Here is a 16,844-nt window from a genome sequence, read left to right as displayed (position 1 = left end):
GCAGGCTCCACCACCGTCCACGGCGCCACCGGCCCCACCGGCTCGAAACGATACTCATCGACCACGTCACCGGTATTCCGCAACCGCAGCCGCACACGCGCGCTGCCGCCCGGATCCACCGCCACCGAAGCCGGCTCCAGAGAAGTCCACAGGGTCACCGTCCGGACGCTAGCGGGACGTTCCGGTCGGGTCAGGAGGCTCAGGGGTAACGTCGGTGTCCGCGGGGGCAAGGGTCCGTGCCCCTGCCCCCGAGGTCACAGGTCCGCGTACCGTCACCCGGTGTCGTAGAGCCGGTTGAAGTACATCCGGCCGACCCGCTTCTTGATCTTTTCGCGGACGGGGCCCTCTCCCTCCTTCTCCTCGACGTCGTACTTCGGGTCGGCCAGTTCCTCGGTGATCAGCCTGAGCAGGTTCTTCTGCGTCTGGTCGTCGTGCGCCGCGACATGGCGCTCCAGCTCGCTCCAGGGGTCCGTGTCGACCTTCGGGTGTTCCTTGCGGCTCCTCGACCTGACCACCGGCAACGGCGGCTGGTCGTCGGCCCGGTTGTAGATCGTGCGCAGGCCGCCCGTCAGCCTGTTCTCGTTGACCAGGACGTTGTGGTACTCGACGAGCGCTCGGCCGCCACCGCCCGTGGCGATGTCGTGCCCGTCCTCGGTCTGGCGGATGTGGCCGATCTCGTGCTGGACGGTCTGCGTGAAGGTGTAGCCCTCGTCGGGCGTGCTGTTGATGAGGATCAGGTCGTGCCCCGGCACGTATCCTCCACCGCCGTAGGCTGCGACGATCTCCGCGGCTGTCATCGCCTCCGCATCGGCGTCGCCCGCCAGGCCGAAGAGCGTCAGGACACTCTTGTCGTTCCGTTCCTCCTCGCCCAGGCCGACGACATGGCCCTGCGGATACCGGCCGAACGGCACGCCCGCCTTCACACCGTCGGGCACCTCGACGATCTTGATGTCGCGCTCGATCCCGAGTTCCTGCTTCGCCTCGCCGACGACCTCGGCGTCCACGACCCGCTGCACGGACGCGACCCCGTGCCCGCAGTTCGCGTCGTGCTCATGCCGTTGCTCGGACATGGCCCGGACCACCGCGGCATTGCCCGCCATGCGCTGCAAGGTCATCAGCCGCTGCGCGCCGGTGGTCGGCGCCACGGGCGGCCGGGCCCTCTGCCGGTCACTGTCCTGCCGGACGCGTGTCCCCTGTGCGCGCACGCCACTCCCCTCGGCGCCGGAACGACTGACGCACCAGCGATACCGGGCGCCGGCCGCGGGCGGAAGGGCCCGAGGGGCAGCCCTGGGGGCAGCGGCGGCCGGCATCGGAGCATCCGGAGCCGTGGGACTGCCCTTGAGGGCAAGGGACTTGCCCTCACTCCGGCACCCATGGCCGTTTCCGTGACCGCTCCGCGCGCGTGAGGCTGAGAGGCGTTCCTGTCTCGTACCCCGAGGAGAGCAGAGCATGCCGTCCTACCTGTCACCCGGCGTCTACGTCGAGGAGGTGGCCAGCGGCTCGCGCCCGATCGAAGGGGTGGGCACGTCGGTCGCGGCCTTTGTGGGACTCGCGCCGACCGGCCCGTCGAACGAGCCGACCCTGGTCACCAACTGGAGCCAGTACGTGGCGAGCTTCGGTGACTTCACCGACGGCTACTACCTCGCGCACTCCGTCTACGGCTTCTTCCAGAACGGCGGCACGGCGGCCTACGTCGTCCGCGTGGGCGGCTCCGCCGAGGGCGCCCCTCTGGACGGCTCGACCGGCCGGGCCCCCGCCGTGCCGGTCGAGCCCCCCGCCCGGGCCGCGCTGCCGGCGGGCGAGCCGCAGCAGCTGGGCACCTTCACCGTGGCGGCCATCGCGTCCGGCGGCGAAGGACCGCTGAGCGTCGAGGTCGCCGACCCGGAGGGCGAGGGCCCGGCGGAGCGGTTCCGGCTGATCGTCAAGGACGGCGACAAGGCCGTGGAGACCTTCGACGTCACGGCCAAGAAGGGCGGCCGCACCTACGTCGTCACGCAGGTCAAGGAGCGCTCCAAGCTCATCGCCGTGGCCGAGGCCGCGCCGGCCGCGCAACTGGCCCGCCCGGACAACCAGACGGTCGCCCTCGCGGCCCCGGCCGCCGCCCCCGCCGCTCCCGCCACCCGCGCCGTACCGTCGTCCGACCGGTCGGACGAGTCGCACCCGGGCCCGGCCACGTACCTCGGCGACTCCGCCGACCGCACCGGCTTCGGCGGTCTGGAGGCCGTGGACGAGGTCTCGATGGTCGCGGTGCCCGACCTGATGGCCGCCTACCAGCGCGGCGCGATCGACCTGGAGGCCGTCAAGGCGGTCCAGCTCGGCCTGATCGCGCACTGCGAGCTGATGGGCGACCGGGTCGCGGTCATCGACCCGCCGCCCGGCCTCAACGCCCGGCAGATCCGGGTGTGGCGGCAGGAGACGGCCGGCTACGACTCCAAGTACGCGGCCCTCTACTACCCGTGGATCAAGACGTTCGACCCGAGCAGCGGCCAGTCCCGGCTGGTCCCGCCGAGCGGTCACGTCGCCGGCATCTGGGCCCGCAACGACTCCGAGCGCGGCGTCCACAAGGCGCCCGCCAACGAGGTCGTACGCGGCGCGGTGGACCTGGAGATCCAGATCACCCGGGGCGAGCAGGACCTGCTCAACCCGATCGGCGTCAACTGCATCCGCGCCTTCCCCGGCCGCGGCATCCGCGTGTGGGGCGCCCGCACCCTCTCCTCCGACCCGGCGTGGCGCTACCTGAACATCCGCCGGTACTTCAACTATCTGGAGGAGTCGATCCTGATCGGCACCCAGTGGGTGGTGTTCGAGCCGAACGACCACGCGCTGTGGGCCCGCATCCGGCGCAACATCTCGGCGTTCCTGGTCAACGAGTGGCGCAGCGGCGCCCTGTTCGGGCAACGGCCCGAGGAGGCCTACTACGTCAAGTGCGACGAGGAGACCAACCCGCCGGAGTCGGTCGACGTCGGCCGGGTCGTCTGCGAGATCGGCATCGCGCCGGTCAAGCCCGCCGAGTTCGTGATCTTCCGGCTGGCCCAGTTCTCCAGCGGGAGCGGGGAGCTGGAGGAGTAGGCCGCACCGCCGCCTACTCCCCCGCCTCGTCTTCACCCACCTTCACTTGGACTTAGAAGGACAGCGAACACATGAGTCTCCAGCCGGGTGACGCCCTCACCTCACACAATTTCGGCCTGCAGATCGACGGCGTGATGGTCGAGTACCTGGCCGAGGTCAGCGGCCTCAGCATCGAGCAGGACGTCATCACCTACCAGCAGAACACCCCGGGCGGCCAGAACGTGGTCAAGAACCTCCCGGGTGTGAAGAAGAACGGCACCTGCACGGTGGTCCGCGGCATGACCCAGTCGGCCTCGTTCACGCAGTGGATCAACGAGTCCATCTCCGGGCAGATGACCACGGCCCGCAAGAACGCCTCGATCATCATGATGGACTTCCAGAACAACCCGGTGAAGCGCTACCACCTGCGCAACGCCTGGTGCAACAAGATCGACGCGAGCACGGTGAAGGCGGGCGAGGCCTCGGCCCTCACCGAGACCGTGACCATCGCGTTCGAAGAACTGGTCATCGAGTAATGCGGCGTTCGGCTGCCAGGGCCGGCGGCGCCGTCGCGTACCCGGGTGCACCGGGAGGGGAGGCGGGTGCGGGGGTGCCCGATCCGGAGTCGCTGCCGGCCCCGGCTCCCACTCCCACTCCTGCTCCTGCCCCTGCCCCCGTGCTGCAACAGGAGTCGCTGCAGACCGAGTTCCCCTTCCAGCTGCCGCGCGGATACGTCGACGAGTCGGGCACCGTCCACCGGGACGGCGTGATGCGGCTGTCGACGGCACGGGACGAACTCGTCCCGCTGCGGGACGTGCGGGTGCAGGAGAACCCGGCGTTCCTGTCGGTCGTGCTGCTCGGGCGGGTCATCACCCGCCTGGGCACGCTCCCGCTGGTCCACGACGGCGTCGTGGAGAACATGTTCGCCTCCGACCTGGCGTTCCTTCAGGACTTCTACCGCCAGATCAACGCGGAGGGCCACACCCGGGCAGCCGTCCGCTGCCCGCACTGCTCGGAACCCTTCGAGGTGGAACTCGGCGGGAGCCGCCTGGGGGAATCGTGACGTACGCGACCGACCGACTGCACGAGGAGATCGCGTACGTCGCCTACCACTTCCACTGGAGCCTGGAGGACATCCTGGACCTGGAACACCACGACCGCCGCCGCTACACGGACGAGATCGCGTCCCTGGTGACGCGGGCCGGGGCGGAGGGCTGATCGGTGGGTTTCCTGGACCGGTTCCGCGAGCGCGGCGAGGGCGATGCTCCGGCCCCCGCAAGGACGGACGACGGGGCGACGACGGCTGGGCCCGAGACACCGCCGAACCGTGTGGCGCCGGAGCGTCCGGCACCGACCGCGGCAGGACCCGCGGTGGCAGCTCCCTCCTGGCCGGGGCTGGCGCCGATCCAGCGTGCCGTGGCGGCGGGCGAGGCGGGCGTCGCCGACGCCGCGTTCGGCGGACGGCTGCCCACCTGGCAGAACCCGTCGTTCATGGCCACGGCGTCGCATGCGGTCCTGGACGGACGGTCGAGCGCCGCACTGGGCAGCAGCACGCCCCACCCGGCGACGGCACGACCGGTACCGGGCCTCGAACACCCCACGGCAGCGCTGCCCCTCACGGGCCCGGCCCCGGCGGTACAGCGCGCTCCGGCAGTGCCGCTACGACTGCTGCCGCCGAGGGTGCCGATGCCGCCGAGCGGTGGGCGGGGTCCGACGGTGGGTGCGGCTGGGGCACGCGCTGGGGCTGGGGCTGCGGCTTTGAGCCCGGCATCGGCGCCGGGTCTGGGTCCGGACGCGCGTTCGGCTGCCCGTTCGGGTCCGGTTGCGATGGGCTTGGGTGCGGGTGGGGCGGGGGCGGGGGCTGCAGCTGCGAGTCCGGCACCCGCGCCGGTCGTGGGTCCGGACCCTCGTACGAGTGTCCGTGCTGCTCCGGTCGCGGGTGGGCCGCGCGGTGTCCCGGCCTCACCGTCTCCGGCCGGCACACAGGTCCGTACGACGCCGTCGGCTGCCCCGCACTCGCCCTCGGTCCAGCGCGTGAGTGGGGCCGGCACCGGTACGTCCGCCGTCACGACCGTTCCGGGAACGCCCGTGGTGACGCCGCTACCGCCTGCCGCACCGGCGGCGAGCCCGGCGCCGCCCGTTTCCGGTCCGCGCGTGGCTCCGGTCGCGGCGGGCTCACCGTCCCGGTCGAGGTCCCTCACCAGCGCACGGACCCAGCCGACAGCGGTGCAGCGTCGGACGCTGCCCGTGGCACCGCGGCTGCCCACGCCCACGGCCGACTCTGCGCCCTCGGGCGAGGGCCGCCGGTACGCCGGCACGGTGCACCCTGCCGACAGCGGACCCGCCGCCGAGGATGCGGGACAGGCATCGTCCGAGGCGCCGAAGGCCGCTGCCCGCAAGGGAGCCGGCGCCCCCACGGCAACTCCCTTGCAGACGCCCGCCTCGCCCCTGGGCGGGGAGCCGCCGACGGCGCCCGGCACAGACAGCACGTCCACAAACAGCGAGGCACCCAGCCAGTCCGCCGAGAAGCCCGTCGTCCAGCGGCGCCCGGCCAACGCCTCCGGCCGGCCCGGGCCCACACCCGTCGGCAGCGGACATAGGACGGCGGCCCCCGGCACCGCACCCACCCCGGCAACCGCAATCCGGCCGGGCAGCCCCACCGCCACACCCGCCGAGCCTCCTGCCACCACAGCCGTACCGCTGCCCCCGCCATCCCCGTTCCGGACACAACGGACGGCAACCCCCGGAAGCACGCCGACGGCTGACGCCCCGACCCCGGCCACCGCTGCCGCACCGCTTCCGCTTCCACCACTCCCGGTCCAGACGCAGCGGACGACGGCGGCTCCCGGCCCCACGCCGACTGTCGGCACTCCCGACCGCCCCACGCGGGCGGGCACCAGCCCCGCCCCGGCGACCGCAACCCGGCCGGGCAGGCCCACCGCCACGCCCTCCAACCCCAAGCCGCCGGCCCCCACTGCCGTACCGCTCACGCCAACCCTGATCCAGACGCAGCGGACGACGGTCCCCGGCTCCACGCCGGCCGTACCCACACCCACCCCTGGCATCGATGCCGACAGCGCCGTCACACCGGTACGACGACCGGCGCCCGACGACCCGCACCCGGCCCCGTCGGGCGAATCGGTGCCCGTGCAGCGAAGCACCGCCCGCGTAGGCCTCGGCGCCCCCCTCTCCTCGCACCCGTCCGCCTCGACGGAGGCCTCGCCCCACCCGAACCGACCGACCGCACCACCCCGTGAACACCCGCCGGTTCAGCACACGCCGCGCTCTGTCGCCAGGTCGGCGCAGCCCGCCGATCAGCGGTCCGCCCCGTCGACCACGCCGACGCCCCCGGTCCAACGGAGCACGTCACCCCGGCACCACACGCCCACGCCCACGCCCACCACACCGCCCCACCCCGGCCCGTCGGTCCGACGGAAGTCCGCGAGCGAGCCGAGCCTGCCGACCCCGCGGCCCGGCCGCCCCTCGCCCCGGCCGCCCACGGCCACCCCACCCATCACTCCGGCCGCACAGCCGCCCCTGCTCACACCCGACGGCACCCCGACACCCGCCGCCGCCCAGCACACCCCGCCGGCCCACACGGTCTCCCCGGCCGCACAGCCGCCCCTGCCCACGCCCCATCACGCCGCGGCCCCCGCCATCCAGCGCACCCCCCGACAGTCCTCGCCCACCCGCCGTCGTCCCCCGCTCGGCGCCCCTCTGACCACCGCCCCCGCCGACGCCGCCCCCCTCGCCACGTCCTCGGCCCCGGCACCCGCATCGGCACCGACCTCACAAGCACCCTCGACCCCGGCACCCGCACCATCCCCCGACGCAACCCCGGCCCCATCACCCGCCGTACCCACAGCCCAACCCACCACCCCGCCAGCCCTCCCCACACCCCCGTCAGCCAACCCTCGGCCTCTGTCACCGCCCCCCGGCGCCACCCCGACCCCACTCCCCGTCCAACGCGCAACGGCGGCCACCCCCCTCCCCGTAACCCGTACAACGCCGCCCGCACCCCCACCACCGGCGTCATCCGCGTCGCGTACCACCTCCGACCTGCCCGTCGTCCAGCGTTTCTGGAAGAAGAAGGCCGGGCCCGGCGCGCCTCCCATGGGCAAGTCCGCCACCGGCGCTCTCGCCTCGGCCGCCGCTGCCACCGTGGCCACCACCGTCACCAGGCAGTCCGCCCCGGTCACCGGCCACCACGCCGGCGCCCCGCCGCCCCACACCGCCCGGGCCGAGGCGCCTCCCCCGTACGCACCGCCCCCGAACGCCCCGGCCCCGGGCCAACCACCCCCGCCCGAGTACTCGGCGATACCCCCCGGCGCCTTCGACCCGAGGGAACTCACCGACTTCCAGCTCGACGAACTCGTGCACCGGATCATCGGCCGCATCACCCGGCTGATCCGCACCGAACTCCGCCTGGATCGCGAACGCATCGGCAAGCTCCGCGATCCTCGCCACTGACAGAAAGGCCCATCCGCGATGTCCCGCCAGGACCCGGGCTCCACCATCTGGTTCACCCTCAGCATCGACGGAGAGAGCCTCGGTTACTTCAACGGCTGCGAGGGGCTGTCGTCGCAGGTGGAGGTCGAGCAGCGCCAGGAGGGCGGCAACAACGGCTTCGTCTGGCATCTGCCGACGCGCGTCACGTTCTCGACCATCCGGCTGACCCGCCCGCTCACCCCGGACACCGCCAAGGTCGCCAAGTGGATCTCGTCCGTGCAGACCGGGATCAAACGTCCCACCGCGCAGATCGCGGCGCTGCGCGCGGACGGTTCGGAAGTGGCCCGCTGGGGGCTGATCGACGTACTGCCGGTGAGCTGGACCGGTCCCACCCTCGACCCGGCCAGCCCGGCCGTGGCGACCGAGGTGCTGGAGATCGCCCACCACGGGTTCACGGACTGAGGGGACGGGGACGACGACATGGCGAAGGGCAGCAAGGGCGGCGCCGGCAAGAGTCTGGTGCGGGCCACGCTCGCGATCCACGAGCCGCCCGTGGGCACCAGCACCACCCCGGGCGGGATCATGAGGACGTTCGGCTTCGACTTCAACCCGGCACAGCTGTCGCTGACCCGCCGCGCCCAGTGGAAGTCCACCCCCGCGCAGATCGAACGGGACGGTCCGATCCCGGAGTTCATGGGGTCCCAGCCGCGCGAGATGAACGTCGAGATCTTCCTCGACTCCTCTAACGAGCCGACCAGCAACACCGTGCTGAAGAAGGTCGAGGCGCTGCTCGACTGCTGCCAGACCACGGCCAAGAGCATCGCGGCCAAGCAGCCGTCGCCGCCCTGGGTGGTGCTCCAGTGGGGGTCGTTCTCCACCGCCCGGTTCACGGCGTACGTGAGTTCCGTGGAGGCCGGTTACACCCTGTTCGGGACGACCGGTGTGCCCATCCGCGCCACCTGCCGGCTTCAGCTGCACGAGATCCCCAGCAAGACCAAGGGGCAGAACCCGACCTCCGGCGCGCTCACCGCGCAGCGCGTGCACCGGGTGGTGGCGGGCGACTCGTTGCAGTCGCTCGCCTGGCGGGAGTACGGCGACGCGGCCGCCTGGCGGGCGATCGCCGAGGCCAACGGCATCGACGACCCGGGGCATCTGCCGACCGGTGTCGAACTGGTGCTGCCCGCCGTCGAGGAGGTGCGTGCCTGATGGTGCGGTCCGCGTTCTCCAATGTCATCGACGTGCGGATCGGGGGCGCCAAGCTGCCGCCCGAGTTCGCCCGTGCCCTCGTGGACAGCTATGTCGACCAGGGTGTCGGCGTACCGGCCGCGTTCCGGCTGACCTTCCGTGACCCGTACCGGCTGCTCCTCGGCAAGCTGAGCGTCACCTTCGGCACCAAGGTGGTCCTCGCACCGGTCGCCGACGGGCAGGGCGCCGCCGATCCGCTGCTCACCGGTGAGGTCACCGGCCTGGAGGCGGACTACGACGGCACCGGCACCTTCACCGTGATCCGCGGGTACGACCTCGGGCACCGCATGCTGCGCCAGCGCCGGGTGGCCGCCTACCGCAACCAGAGCGCGTCCGACATCGCCCGCAGGCTGGCCGCGCAGGACGGCGTGCCGGTCGGGCGGATCGAGTCGACGAAGACGGTGTACGAGTTCATCAGCCAGTCCAACGTCACCGACTGGGACTTTCTCGCACGGCTCGCCGACGAGAGCGAGATGGTCATGTCGGTCGACGCGGACGGGAAGTTCCAGTTCGTGAAGCCGAAGTCGGCGTCCGGGGCGCCCTCGCCGAACACGGAGGGCGACAAGAGCCCCTTCGTGCTCCAGGCCGGGCACGACATCCTGCGGCTGCGGGCCGCGGTGACCGCCGCCGACCAGGTCGGCAAGGTGGAGTCGCGGGGCTGGGACGTCACGACGAAGAAGAAGCTGACGGCCACCTCTCCCGCGCGCGTGTACCCGGGCATCAGCATCGGCACCACCCCGCAGGCCGCGGCCGGCAAGTTCAGGCCGGCCAAGCTGGTCGAGACGGGCACGCCGTACGACAAGCAGAACGAGGTGCGCTTCGCCGCCGACGCGCTCGCCGACGACGTCACCTCGTCCTTCGCCGAGCTGGAGGTCGTCGCGCGCGGAAACCCCAAGCTGCGGCCGGGAGTTCCGGTGGCCCTCGCGGATGTCGGCGTGCCCTTCGAGGGGAAGTACACGGTGACGTCCGTACGGCACGTCTTCGGTGACGGCACGCACTACGAGGCGTGGGTGACGGTCAGCGGGCGGCAGTGGCGTTCGCTGTACGGGCTCGCCTCGGGCGGGGCGGACAGCACGCCCCGGCTGCCCAGTGTGGCCAACGCGCTCGTCACCGACGTACAGGACCCGCTCCGGCAGGGGCGGGTGAAGCTGCAGTTCCCGTGGCTGGACGACGCGTACGTCAGCGACTGGGCGCGGACCGTGCAGCTGGGCGGCAAGGGCGGCGGCGGGGTGTTCCCGATGGACGTCGGGGACGAGGTGCTGGTCGCCTTCGACCGGGGCGCGCTGGACCATCCGTTCGTGATCGGCGGGCTCTACAACGGGCGGGACAAGCCGACCGTGGTCAGTGACGTGCCGTTGCACGACGGCCTGAAGAAGCAGGCCACCCGGCACACCGTCGCGGACCGGCAGGGCAACCGCATGGACCTGCTCAGCCAGCGGACCGGCGGCCGCAAGCAGGGCGTCCGGCTCGCCACCGGCAACAACAAGCTGGTCATCAACCTGGACCGGACGAAGACCGAGATCACCGTGGACAGCAAGGGCGCGGTGAGCATCAAGGGCAGCCGGTCGGTGAGCGTGGAGGCGGGCACCGATCTGACGCTGAGCGCGCGGCGCAACCTGACCATCAAGAGCGGCGGGCTGCTCGACATCCAGGGGCGGGGCGTCGTCAACGTCAAGTCCCTCGGCGGAACGGTCACCATCGACGCGATGGGCGCCCTGAACCTGAAGGCGCTGGGTGCCGCCATGCTCAGCGCGGGCGGAAGCGTGCAGGTCAACGCCATTGCCAACGTGGGCATTCGGGCCGTCACGGTGCCGATCATGGGCGTGCTGACCTCCAACGGGATGCCGGTGATGGTGGTGCCGGCATGAGCGGGCGCGAGGTCGTGCTGCGGGGAAGGCAGGTGGGTGGCTGATGGCCGAGCAGTTCGTCGGGTCCGGCTGGTCGTTCCCGTTGCGTATCGGGCCGACCGGCGGGATCGCGCTGGTCAGCGGGGAGCGGGAGATCGAGGAGGCGATCCGGCTGGTGCTGTCGACCGCGCCGGGCGAGCGGCCGATGCGGCCGGACTTCGGGTGCGCGATCCACGACCTGGTCTTCGCACCGGTCAACGAGCAGACGGCGGGCCGCATCCAGCACGAGGTGTACGTCAGCCTGGACCGCTGGGAGCCGCGCATCGAGGTCGACGACGTCGAGGTGTCCGCGGGCCCCGACCAGAGCGTCCTGTACATCGACGTCCGCTACGCGATCCGCGGCACCAACAACCCGCGCAGCCTGGTCTTCCCCTTCTACGTCATTCCGTCCCACGACGAGCAGGACGGCAACTCCCCGGCTCCGGAAAGCGACCGCTGATGGCCCTGCCCTCCCCCAACCTCGACGACCGCCGCTTCCAGCAGTTCGTCGACGACGCCAAGCGCTACATACAGCAGCGCGCCCCGGAGTGGACCGATCACAATGTCTCCGACCCCGGTGTCACCCTCGTCGAGACGGTCGCGCACATGGCCGACCAGATCGTCTACCGGCTCAACCGGGTGCCGGAGAAGAACCATCTGGCGTTCCTGGACCTGGTCGGGATCACCCTGTTCCCGCCGTCCGCGGCCCGTACGGACGTGACGTTCTGGCTGTCGGCGCCCCAGGAGGAGCCGGTGGCGGTGCCGGTCGGCACCGAGGTGGCCACCCTGCGCACCGAGAGCGAGGAGGCGGTGGTCTTCGCCACCGAGCGCGCGCTGGCCGTCGTGCCCTGCGCGTTGCGGCATCTGCTGGTGCAGCGCCGGGGCGAGGCGGCCGTCGACCGCACGCACGACCTCGCCGAGGAGGACAAGGACGTCCTGTGCTTCGCCGAGTCGCCCGACCCCGGCGACTGCATGCTGTTCGGGTTGACCGCGGCCGTACCGCACTGCGCGCTCGCCCTGGATCTGGACAGCCGGGTGGACGGCGTCGGCGTGGACCCGCGGCAGCCGCCGCTGGTGTGGGAGGCGTGGACGGCGGACGGCTGGCAGCCCTGCGAGGTCGACCGGGACGGCACCGGCGGCCTCAACCGCCCGGGCGAGGTGGTCCTGCACGTCCCCGGCGGTCACGTCCTGTCCCGCAACGCCGGCCAGGAGGCGGGCTGGCTGCGCTGCCGGGTCACCGAGCCGCTGTCCGGCCAGCCCTTCTACACCACCTCCCCGACGGTCCGCTCCGCCGAAGCCTTCACCATCGGCGGCACCACCCCCGTCGTGCACGCGGAGACGGTCTACGACGAGGCGCTCGGGGAGTCCACCGGACTGCCGGGACAGCGGCTGCGGCTGGCGCACGCCCCCGTGGTCGGGGACGAACCGCCGGTGCTGCTGCAGACCGCCGAGCACGAGGGGTGGGCGGACTGGCAGGTGGTGCCCACCTTCGCGGCCTCCGGGCCGTACGACCGCCACATCATCCTGGATGCCGCCACCGGGGAGATCGCGTTCGGTCCCGCCGTGCGCGAGCCGGACGGCTCGCTGCGCCAGTACGGGACGGTCGCCCCCAAGGGCGCACCGATCCGGGCCCGCCGCTACCGCACCGGCGGTGGCCGCGCGGGCAATGTGGCCCGGGGCGCCGTACAGATCCTGCGCACCTCCATCCCGTACGTCTCCGAGGTCGTCAACCGCGAGGCCGCGCGCGGCGGGGTGGACGGGGAGACGGTGGAGGAGGCGAAGGTCCGCGCCCCGATCACGCTGCGCGCCCAGGAACGGGCCGTCACCCTGCGCGACTACGAGGAGCTGGCGCGCCGTGCCGCCCCGGAGACCGCGCGCATCACCTGCCTGGAGGGCGAGGAGGGCGAGCACGGGGCGTACGCGGTACGGGTGCTGGTGGTCCCGCAGGCGGTCCCGGACCCGGGCGGCCGACTGCGCTTCGAGCAACTGGTGCCCGGCGACGCCCTGTTGGACCGGATCACCCGGCACCTGGACGAACGCCGGCTCATCGGCACCCGGTTGGCGGTCGGACCGCCGTACTACCAGGGCGTCACGGTGGTGGCCACGGTGCACGCCTTCCGGGGTGTGGACACCGACCGGGTACGACGGCAGGCGCACGACGCCCTCTACCGGCATCTGGACCCGCTCACCGGCGGCGCGGACGGCACCGGCTGGCCGTTCGGCCGACCGGTCCAGGCCGGCGAGGTGTTCGCGGTGCTGCAGCGCGTGCCGGGTGTGGAGCTGGTCGACGCGGTGGTCCTCCACCCCGCCGACCCGCTCACCGGGAAGCGCGGCGAGGCGACGGACCGTATCGACCTGTCCCCGCCCTCGCTGGTCTTCTCCTTCGACCATCGCGTCCGGGTGATCGGGGACGGCTCCTGATGAGAGGCTCCATCGACGGCCTGGGCTCGTCCGCGCCGATCAGCATGATGCTGCCCGCCGTGTTCGCCGACGACGACCTCGCCCAGCGCTTCGTGGGCGGGCTCGACGAGGTGCTGGCCCCCGTCCACAGCGTGCTGGACTGCCTGGACACCTACTTCCGGCCGTCTCTGGCCCCGCTCGACTTCGCCCAGTGGCTGGGGAGTTGGGTGGGGGCCGAGACGGAAGGCACGGAGCCGGAGCCGCTGCTGCGGGCCGCCGTGGCCGCCGCCGCGTACCTGCACCGTATCCGTGGCACGCGGCGCGGGCTGGCGGAGGCGGTGCGGCTCGCCTTCGGAGTGGAACCGGAGATCACCGAGAGCGGCGGCGCCTCCTGGAGCGCCCGCCCGCTCGGCCCGTTCCCCGGCGAACCCCGCCCTGCCCTCCAGGTGCACCTGCGCCTGCCCGACCCGACCCCCGCGGACCGGTACCGCCTGGACACCCTGGTGGCCGCCGCCCGCCCCGCCCACATGCCCTACACGGTGCGGGTGACCGCCGCCGATCCCGCCGACGACGCCGACAGCGCCGTACCCGCCGAAAGGACCCCCGAGCGATGACGACCACCCAGAACTGCGCCGAATGCGGCACCCGCGCGGAACCGGGCCAGTCGTTCTGCGACGCCTGCGGGGCGGTGCTCGACTGGACGGACCGGGCGAGGGCCACGGCGGCAACGCCGGCCTCGTCGGCCGAGGCGGCTGTGGCGTCCGGAGCCCAGGCGAGGGGCTCCGGAGCCGACACCCGCCCGGACACCCGCCCGGACGGCCGCCCCTCGGCCTCCGATACGGACTCCCGTACCGACTCCGGCGGAAACGGCACGCCCGACCGCGGCTCCCGGGACGTACCCCCTGTCCCGACCCAGGAGTCAGCCCCCACCACACCGGACGCCACCCCCACCGAACCGCTGCCCGCGACAGCACCGGAACCGGAGCCGGAGCCGGAGCCGGATCCCACGCCTGCCCCCAGCGCCCCGGACGACGGCCTCGCCGACCGCGCCCGCCAACTCCTCGTTCCCGTGGCCGACCCGGAGGCCCCTCCCGCCGCCTCGCCCTCCGTCGCCCCCGTGCTGCCCGGCCGCCCCGCGCTCCAGCGCCCGCAAGCCGTACGGGCCCCCGGCGAGGAACTCGGCACGGACGGCGGGACGCCCTGCCCCTGGTGCTCGACGCTCAACCGGCCCGACCGGCACTACTGCGCCCGCTGTGCGATGCCCATGGCCGGGGAGAGGCCCGTCGCGGGGCGGCTGCCGTGGTGGCGGCGGCTGCCGGGGCTCGGCCACCGCGAGACGCCCTGGGCGGGCGAGCGCCCGCGGCTGCGCCGCGCCTTCGACCGCGTCCTGACCTGGCTGGGCGCGGCACTGGTCCTGGCCCTGCTGATCCTGCTGGCGGTGAACATCCCCAAGGGAGTCCAGGCGACCCGCGACCACTTCGCCAAACGCGCCCCGGTCGCGCCGGACACCTACAGCGCATCCCGCTCCTACCCGGGCCACAAGCCCCAGCTGGCCTTCGACAAGCACAGCAACACCTGGTGGGGCCCGGGCGTCGCCGACTCCGGCCAGGGCCAGTGGATCGAGGCACACTTCTCCGAGCCGACCCGGCTGCTGGACCTGATCATCACGCCGGGCGTGTCGACCCGCGAGGACCAGATCTCCCAGTCGGCGCTCCCGCACCGCGTCGAGGCCCGCATCACCACGGCCGACGGAAAGTCCACGACCCGCGAACTGACCCTCGACCAGGGGGCGGGCTCCCAGCGCATCCCCTTCCGCGTCGGCAAGGTCACCAGGGTCCGCTTCACCCTGGAGTCCGCCTACCAGGCCTCGACGAGCAAGCAGGTGGCGATAGCCGAGATCGAGTTCTTCGGCCCATCGAACACCAACGGGACGTGAGCCGCTGTCTGCCGAGCTGCGTAAGGCCGGCCGTGTCGCCCCGAAAGGGACCGGGGACATCACGGGAGACAATTGGCGGCGACCGCCTCTCGCCGCGGAAGGTGGCAAATGAAGTACGTCACGGCCGTCCGGGAATCCGAAGGGTTCTACCTGGACCCGGGGGCCTACCTGGCCGAACTCCCAAAGCTGCGCGACCGGTTGCCGGCCGGGGCATGGGCCTTTGCTTCCGATCCGGCACATGACGACATGGGGCACGGCAACACGCACTGCGTCAAGGATCTGGAGTTGTCCCGAATCCAGGTGGCGGCGAGATCCTCCCGGACGAGGACGGCGGTTGCGTGCACGAGATCGCCTTGACCGATGCGACGATCACGGTCCGCCGCCAGGATCTGGAGGCGGTGTGGGACAACGTGAACTGACGTCTCGTCACGACACGGCGGCTGAGGCAGCGCGGTGGGCACGTGGGTGCCGTCGCTGTTCTCCTTGCTGAGCACGAATGATGCCGACCGGCGCCTTTTGTGCCAACCAAGAAGCCTCGTCGCAGCCGGCCGCGAGGTTGCCTACAGCCCCACGATCTTGTTCCACCGCTTCGCGAACTCCACCCGTTCCGTGGACGTGATGTCGCGGGCGATGGCGAGGCGCTTGCGCATGGTGGCGTCGGGGAAGATCAGCGGGTTGTCGGCCAGGGCCGCGGTGTCCTTGTCCCGGGCCTTGGCCAGGACCTCCTTGGCCGCCGGGACCGGGCAGACGTAGTTGACCCAGGCGGCGAGCTTCGCGGCGACCTCGGGGTCGTAGTAGTAGTCGATCAGGCGCTCGGCGTTGGTCTTGTGGCGGGCCCGGTTGGGGATCATCAGGGAGTCCGACCACAGCTCGGCGCCCTCCTCGGGGACGAGGAAGCGGATGTCGGGGTTGTCCGCCTGGAGCTGGATGACGTCGCCCGAGTACGCCTGGCAGGCGAGGACGTCGCCGCTGACCAGGTCCTTGGTGTAGTCGTTGCCGGTGAAACGGCGGATCTGGCCGCGCTGGACCTCGCGCTCCACCTGGTCGCAGACCCGGTGGAAGTCGTCCGCCGTCCACCGGGTGATGTCGACGCCGTTGCCCTGCATCAGCAGCGCGAACGCCTCGTCCAGGCCGGACAGGAGGGTCACCCGGCCCTTGAGGTCGCTCGCCCAGAGGTCCGAGACGTGGCGTATCTCGCGGCCGAGCTTGCGGCGGTTGTAGGCGATGCCGGTGATGCCCGACTGGTACGGCACCGTGTACCGGCGGCCCGGGTCGAAGGCCGGGGAGCGCAGGAGGGGGTCCAGGTACTTCGCCACATGGGGCTGGTGGGCGCGGTCCATCTTCTGGACCCAGCCCAGGCGCACGAACCGCGCGCACATCCAGTCGCTGATGACGATCAGGTCGCGTCCGGTCGACTGGTGGTTCATCAGCGCGGGGCTGATCTTGCCGAAGAACTCGTCGTTGTCGTTGATCTCCTCGACATAGTCGGCGGAGATGCCGGTGCGCTTCTCGAAGGCCTCGAGGGTGGGCCGCTTGTTGGGGTCGTCGTCGTCGGTGTCGATGTACAGCGGCCAGTTCGCCCAGGTCAGCTTCTTGTCCGCGGAGTCGTCGGACACCGCACGGTCGCCGGGCTTCACGTAGGCGGCGGGCACCCCGCAGCCGGCCAGGGCGCCGAGCGCTGCGGTGCCGCCGAGCGCTCGCAGGAGGGAACGGCGGGAGACGGGACGCGGAAGCGAGGATGTCTGGGCCACACATGCAGCATGCCCCGATGCTCCGCACGCGGACAATCGACGCTGCGTCGAGCCCGCCGGGTGGGACCCGACACCTTGTCGATCAGCGACGGCACGGCGAACGCAGCGGCCCCCGGACGGGGAGGTGTC

General features: G+C 72.3%; 16 protein-coding genes and 1 pseudogene. 13 read left to right on the top strand and 4 right to left on the bottom strand.

Annotation, left to right across the window (positions count from 1 at the left end; all coding sequences use genetic code 11):
• Both ABZ471_RS02655 and ABZ471_RS02650 read right to left on the bottom strand, forming a co-directional pair.
• A pseudogene (locus ABZ471_RS02655) lies at window positions 1–158 on the bottom strand (hydrolase); the annotation flags it as partial.
• Between the two features lie 114 nt (window positions 159–272).
• Entirely contained in the window at window positions 273–1,205 is a 933-nt protein-coding gene (locus tag ABZ471_RS02650; RefSeq protein ID WP_359061598.1) for a hypothetical protein, read from the bottom strand.
• Window positions 1,206–1,449: 244 nt separating this feature from the next.
• Here ABZ471_RS02650 and ABZ471_RS02645 point away from each other — a divergent pair, with 244 nt between their 5' ends.
• The 4 genes from ABZ471_RS02645 to ABZ471_RS02630 all read left to right on the top strand — a co-directional run bounded on the left by ABZ471_RS02645 (window position 1,450) and on the right by ABZ471_RS02630 (window position 4,266).
• Window positions 1,450–3,069, top strand: coding sequence for a phage tail sheath subtilisin-like domain-containing protein (locus tag ABZ471_RS02645; RefSeq protein WP_359061596.1), 1,620 nt, complete (start codon window positions 1,450–1,452; stop codon window positions 3,067–3,069).
• A 71-nt stretch (window positions 3,070–3,140) separates the two neighbouring features.
• On the top strand, window positions 3,141–3,584 hold the full coding sequence (locus ABZ471_RS02640; RefSeq protein WP_359061594.1) for a phage tail protein: 444 nt from the start codon (window positions 3,141–3,143) through the stop codon (window positions 3,582–3,584).
• Entirely contained in the window at window positions 3,584–4,111 is a 528-nt protein-coding gene (locus ABZ471_RS02635; RefSeq protein ID WP_359061592.1) for a hypothetical protein, read from the top strand. The genes ABZ471_RS02640 and ABZ471_RS02635 overlap by 1 nt, the downstream gene beginning before the upstream one ends.
• Window positions 4,108–4,266 carry a DUF6760 family protein gene (locus ABZ471_RS02630; RefSeq protein WP_359061590.1) on the top strand — a complete coding sequence of 53 codons (159 nt, stop codon included), beginning with the start codon at window positions 4,108–4,110 and terminating at the stop codon, window positions 4,264–4,266. Before ABZ471_RS02635 ends, ABZ471_RS02630 begins: the two co-directional genes overlap by 4 nt.
• A gap of 2,096 nt (window positions 4,267–6,362) precedes the next feature.
• On the opposite strand, the gene ABZ471_RS02625 is transcribed toward ABZ471_RS02630, so the two are convergent.
• Window positions 6,363–6,680, bottom strand: coding sequence for a hypothetical protein (locus ABZ471_RS02625; RefSeq protein ID WP_359061588.1), 318 nt, complete (start codon window positions 6,678–6,680; stop codon window positions 6,363–6,365).
• Between the two features lie 481 nt (window positions 6,681–7,161).
• Here ABZ471_RS02625 and ABZ471_RS02620 point away from each other — a divergent pair, with 481 nt between their 5' ends.
• From ABZ471_RS02620 to ABZ471_RS02580, 9 genes are all read left to right on the top strand, one after another.
• Window positions 7,162–7,518 carry a hypothetical protein gene (locus ABZ471_RS02620; protein ID WP_359061586.1) on the top strand — a complete coding sequence of 119 codons (357 nt, stop codon included), beginning with the start codon at window positions 7,162–7,164 and terminating at the stop codon, window positions 7,516–7,518.
• Between the two features lie 18 nt (window positions 7,519–7,536).
• On the top strand, window positions 7,537–7,959 hold the full coding sequence (locus ABZ471_RS02615; protein WP_359061584.1) for a phage tail protein: 423 nt from the start codon (window positions 7,537–7,539) through the stop codon (window positions 7,957–7,959).
• Between the two features lie 18 nt (window positions 7,960–7,977).
• The gene (locus tag ABZ471_RS02610; RefSeq protein WP_359061582.1) at window positions 7,978–8,703 is read left to right on the top strand and encodes a tail protein X; all 726 of its coding nucleotides are present in this window, start codon (window positions 7,978–7,980) and stop codon (window positions 8,701–8,703) included.
• Window positions 8,703–10,610, top strand: a complete 1,908-nt coding sequence (locus ABZ471_RS02605; RefSeq protein WP_359061580.1) for a VgrG-related protein — start codon at window positions 8,703–8,705, stop codon at window positions 10,608–10,610. The genes ABZ471_RS02610 and ABZ471_RS02605 overlap by 1 nt, the downstream gene beginning before the upstream one ends.
• Before the next feature lie 43 nt (window positions 10,611–10,653).
• Window positions 10,654–11,088, top strand: coding sequence for a GPW/gp25 family protein (locus ABZ471_RS02600; RefSeq protein ID WP_359061578.1), 435 nt, complete (start codon window positions 10,654–10,656; stop codon window positions 11,086–11,088).
• On the top strand, window positions 11,088–13,049 hold the full coding sequence (locus tag ABZ471_RS02595; RefSeq protein WP_359061576.1) for a putative baseplate assembly protein: 1,962 nt from the start codon (window positions 11,088–11,090) through the stop codon (window positions 13,047–13,049). Before ABZ471_RS02600 ends, ABZ471_RS02595 begins: the two co-directional genes overlap by 1 nt.
• The gene (locus tag ABZ471_RS02590; protein WP_359061574.1) at window positions 13,049–13,642 is read left to right on the top strand and encodes a phage tail protein; all 594 of its coding nucleotides are present in this window, start codon (window positions 13,049–13,051) and stop codon (window positions 13,640–13,642) included. The genes ABZ471_RS02595 and ABZ471_RS02590 overlap by 1 nt, the downstream gene beginning before the upstream one ends.
• Window positions 13,639–14,964, top strand: a complete 1,326-nt coding sequence (locus ABZ471_RS02585; protein ID WP_359061572.1) for a zinc ribbon domain-containing protein — start codon at window positions 13,639–13,641, stop codon at window positions 14,962–14,964. Before ABZ471_RS02590 ends, ABZ471_RS02585 begins: the two co-directional genes overlap by 4 nt.
• Before the next feature lie 108 nt (window positions 14,965–15,072).
• Window positions 15,073–15,321: a hypothetical protein gene (locus tag ABZ471_RS02580; RefSeq protein WP_359061571.1), complete on the top strand. Its 249-nt coding sequence runs from the start codon at window positions 15,073–15,075 to the stop codon at window positions 15,319–15,321.
• Window positions 15,322–15,524: 203 nt separating this feature from the next.
• Here ABZ471_RS02580 and ABZ471_RS02575 read toward each other — a convergent pair whose 3' ends face one another.
• Window positions 15,525–16,715 carry an extracellular solute-binding protein gene (locus ABZ471_RS02575; protein WP_359061569.1) on the bottom strand — a complete coding sequence of 397 codons (1,191 nt, stop codon included), beginning with the start codon at window positions 16,713–16,715 and terminating at the stop codon, window positions 15,525–15,527.
• Window positions 16,716–16,844: the final 129 nt, after the last annotated feature.

The organism is Streptomyces sp. NPDC005728, from assembly GCF_040630895.1.
Taxonomy (GTDB): Bacteria; Actinomycetota; Actinomycetes; order Streptomycetales; family Streptomycetaceae; genus Streptomyces.
This window is presented reverse-complemented; position numbering and strand designations above follow the sequence as displayed.

What these genes read in the sequence shown, in the direction of transcription:
- ABZ471_RS02645 (WP_359061596.1), top strand. Translation starts at nt 1,450, where the DNA reads ATGCCGTCCTACCTGTCACCCGGCGTCTACGTCGAGGAGGTGGCCAGC.
- ABZ471_RS02640 (WP_359061594.1), top strand. Translation starts at nt 3,141, where the DNA reads ATGAGTCTCCAGCCGGGTGACGCCCTCACCTCACACAATTTCGGCCTG.
- ABZ471_RS02635 (WP_359061592.1), top strand. Translation starts at nt 3,584, where the DNA reads ATGCGGCGTTCGGCTGCCAGGGCCGGCGGCGCCGTCGCGTACCCGGGT.
- ABZ471_RS02620 (WP_359061586.1), top strand. Translation starts at nt 7,162, where the DNA reads ATGGGCAAGTCCGCCACCGGCGCTCTCGCCTCGGCCGCCGCTGCCACC.
- ABZ471_RS02615 (WP_359061584.1), top strand. Translation starts at nt 7,537, where the DNA reads ATGTCCCGCCAGGACCCGGGCTCCACCATCTGGTTCACCCTCAGCATC.
- ABZ471_RS02610 (WP_359061582.1), top strand. Translation starts at nt 7,978, where the DNA reads ATGGCGAAGGGCAGCAAGGGCGGCGCCGGCAAGAGTCTGGTGCGGGCC.
- ABZ471_RS02605 (WP_359061580.1), top strand. Translation starts at nt 8,703, where the DNA reads ATGGTGCGGTCCGCGTTCTCCAATGTCATCGACGTGCGGATCGGGGGC.
- ABZ471_RS02600 (WP_359061578.1), top strand. Translation starts at nt 10,654, where the DNA reads ATGGCCGAGCAGTTCGTCGGGTCCGGCTGGTCGTTCCCGTTGCGTATC.
- ABZ471_RS02595 (WP_359061576.1), top strand. Translation starts at nt 11,088, where the DNA reads ATGGCCCTGCCCTCCCCCAACCTCGACGACCGCCGCTTCCAGCAGTTC.
- ABZ471_RS02590 (WP_359061574.1), top strand. Translation starts at nt 13,049, where the DNA reads ATGAGAGGCTCCATCGACGGCCTGGGCTCGTCCGCGCCGATCAGCATG.
- ABZ471_RS02585 (WP_359061572.1), top strand. Translation starts at nt 13,639, where the DNA reads ATGACGACCACCCAGAACTGCGCCGAATGCGGCACCCGCGCGGAACCG.
- ABZ471_RS02580 (WP_359061571.1), top strand. Translation starts at nt 15,073, where the DNA reads ATGAAGTACGTCACGGCCGTCCGGGAATCCGAAGGGTTCTACCTGGAC.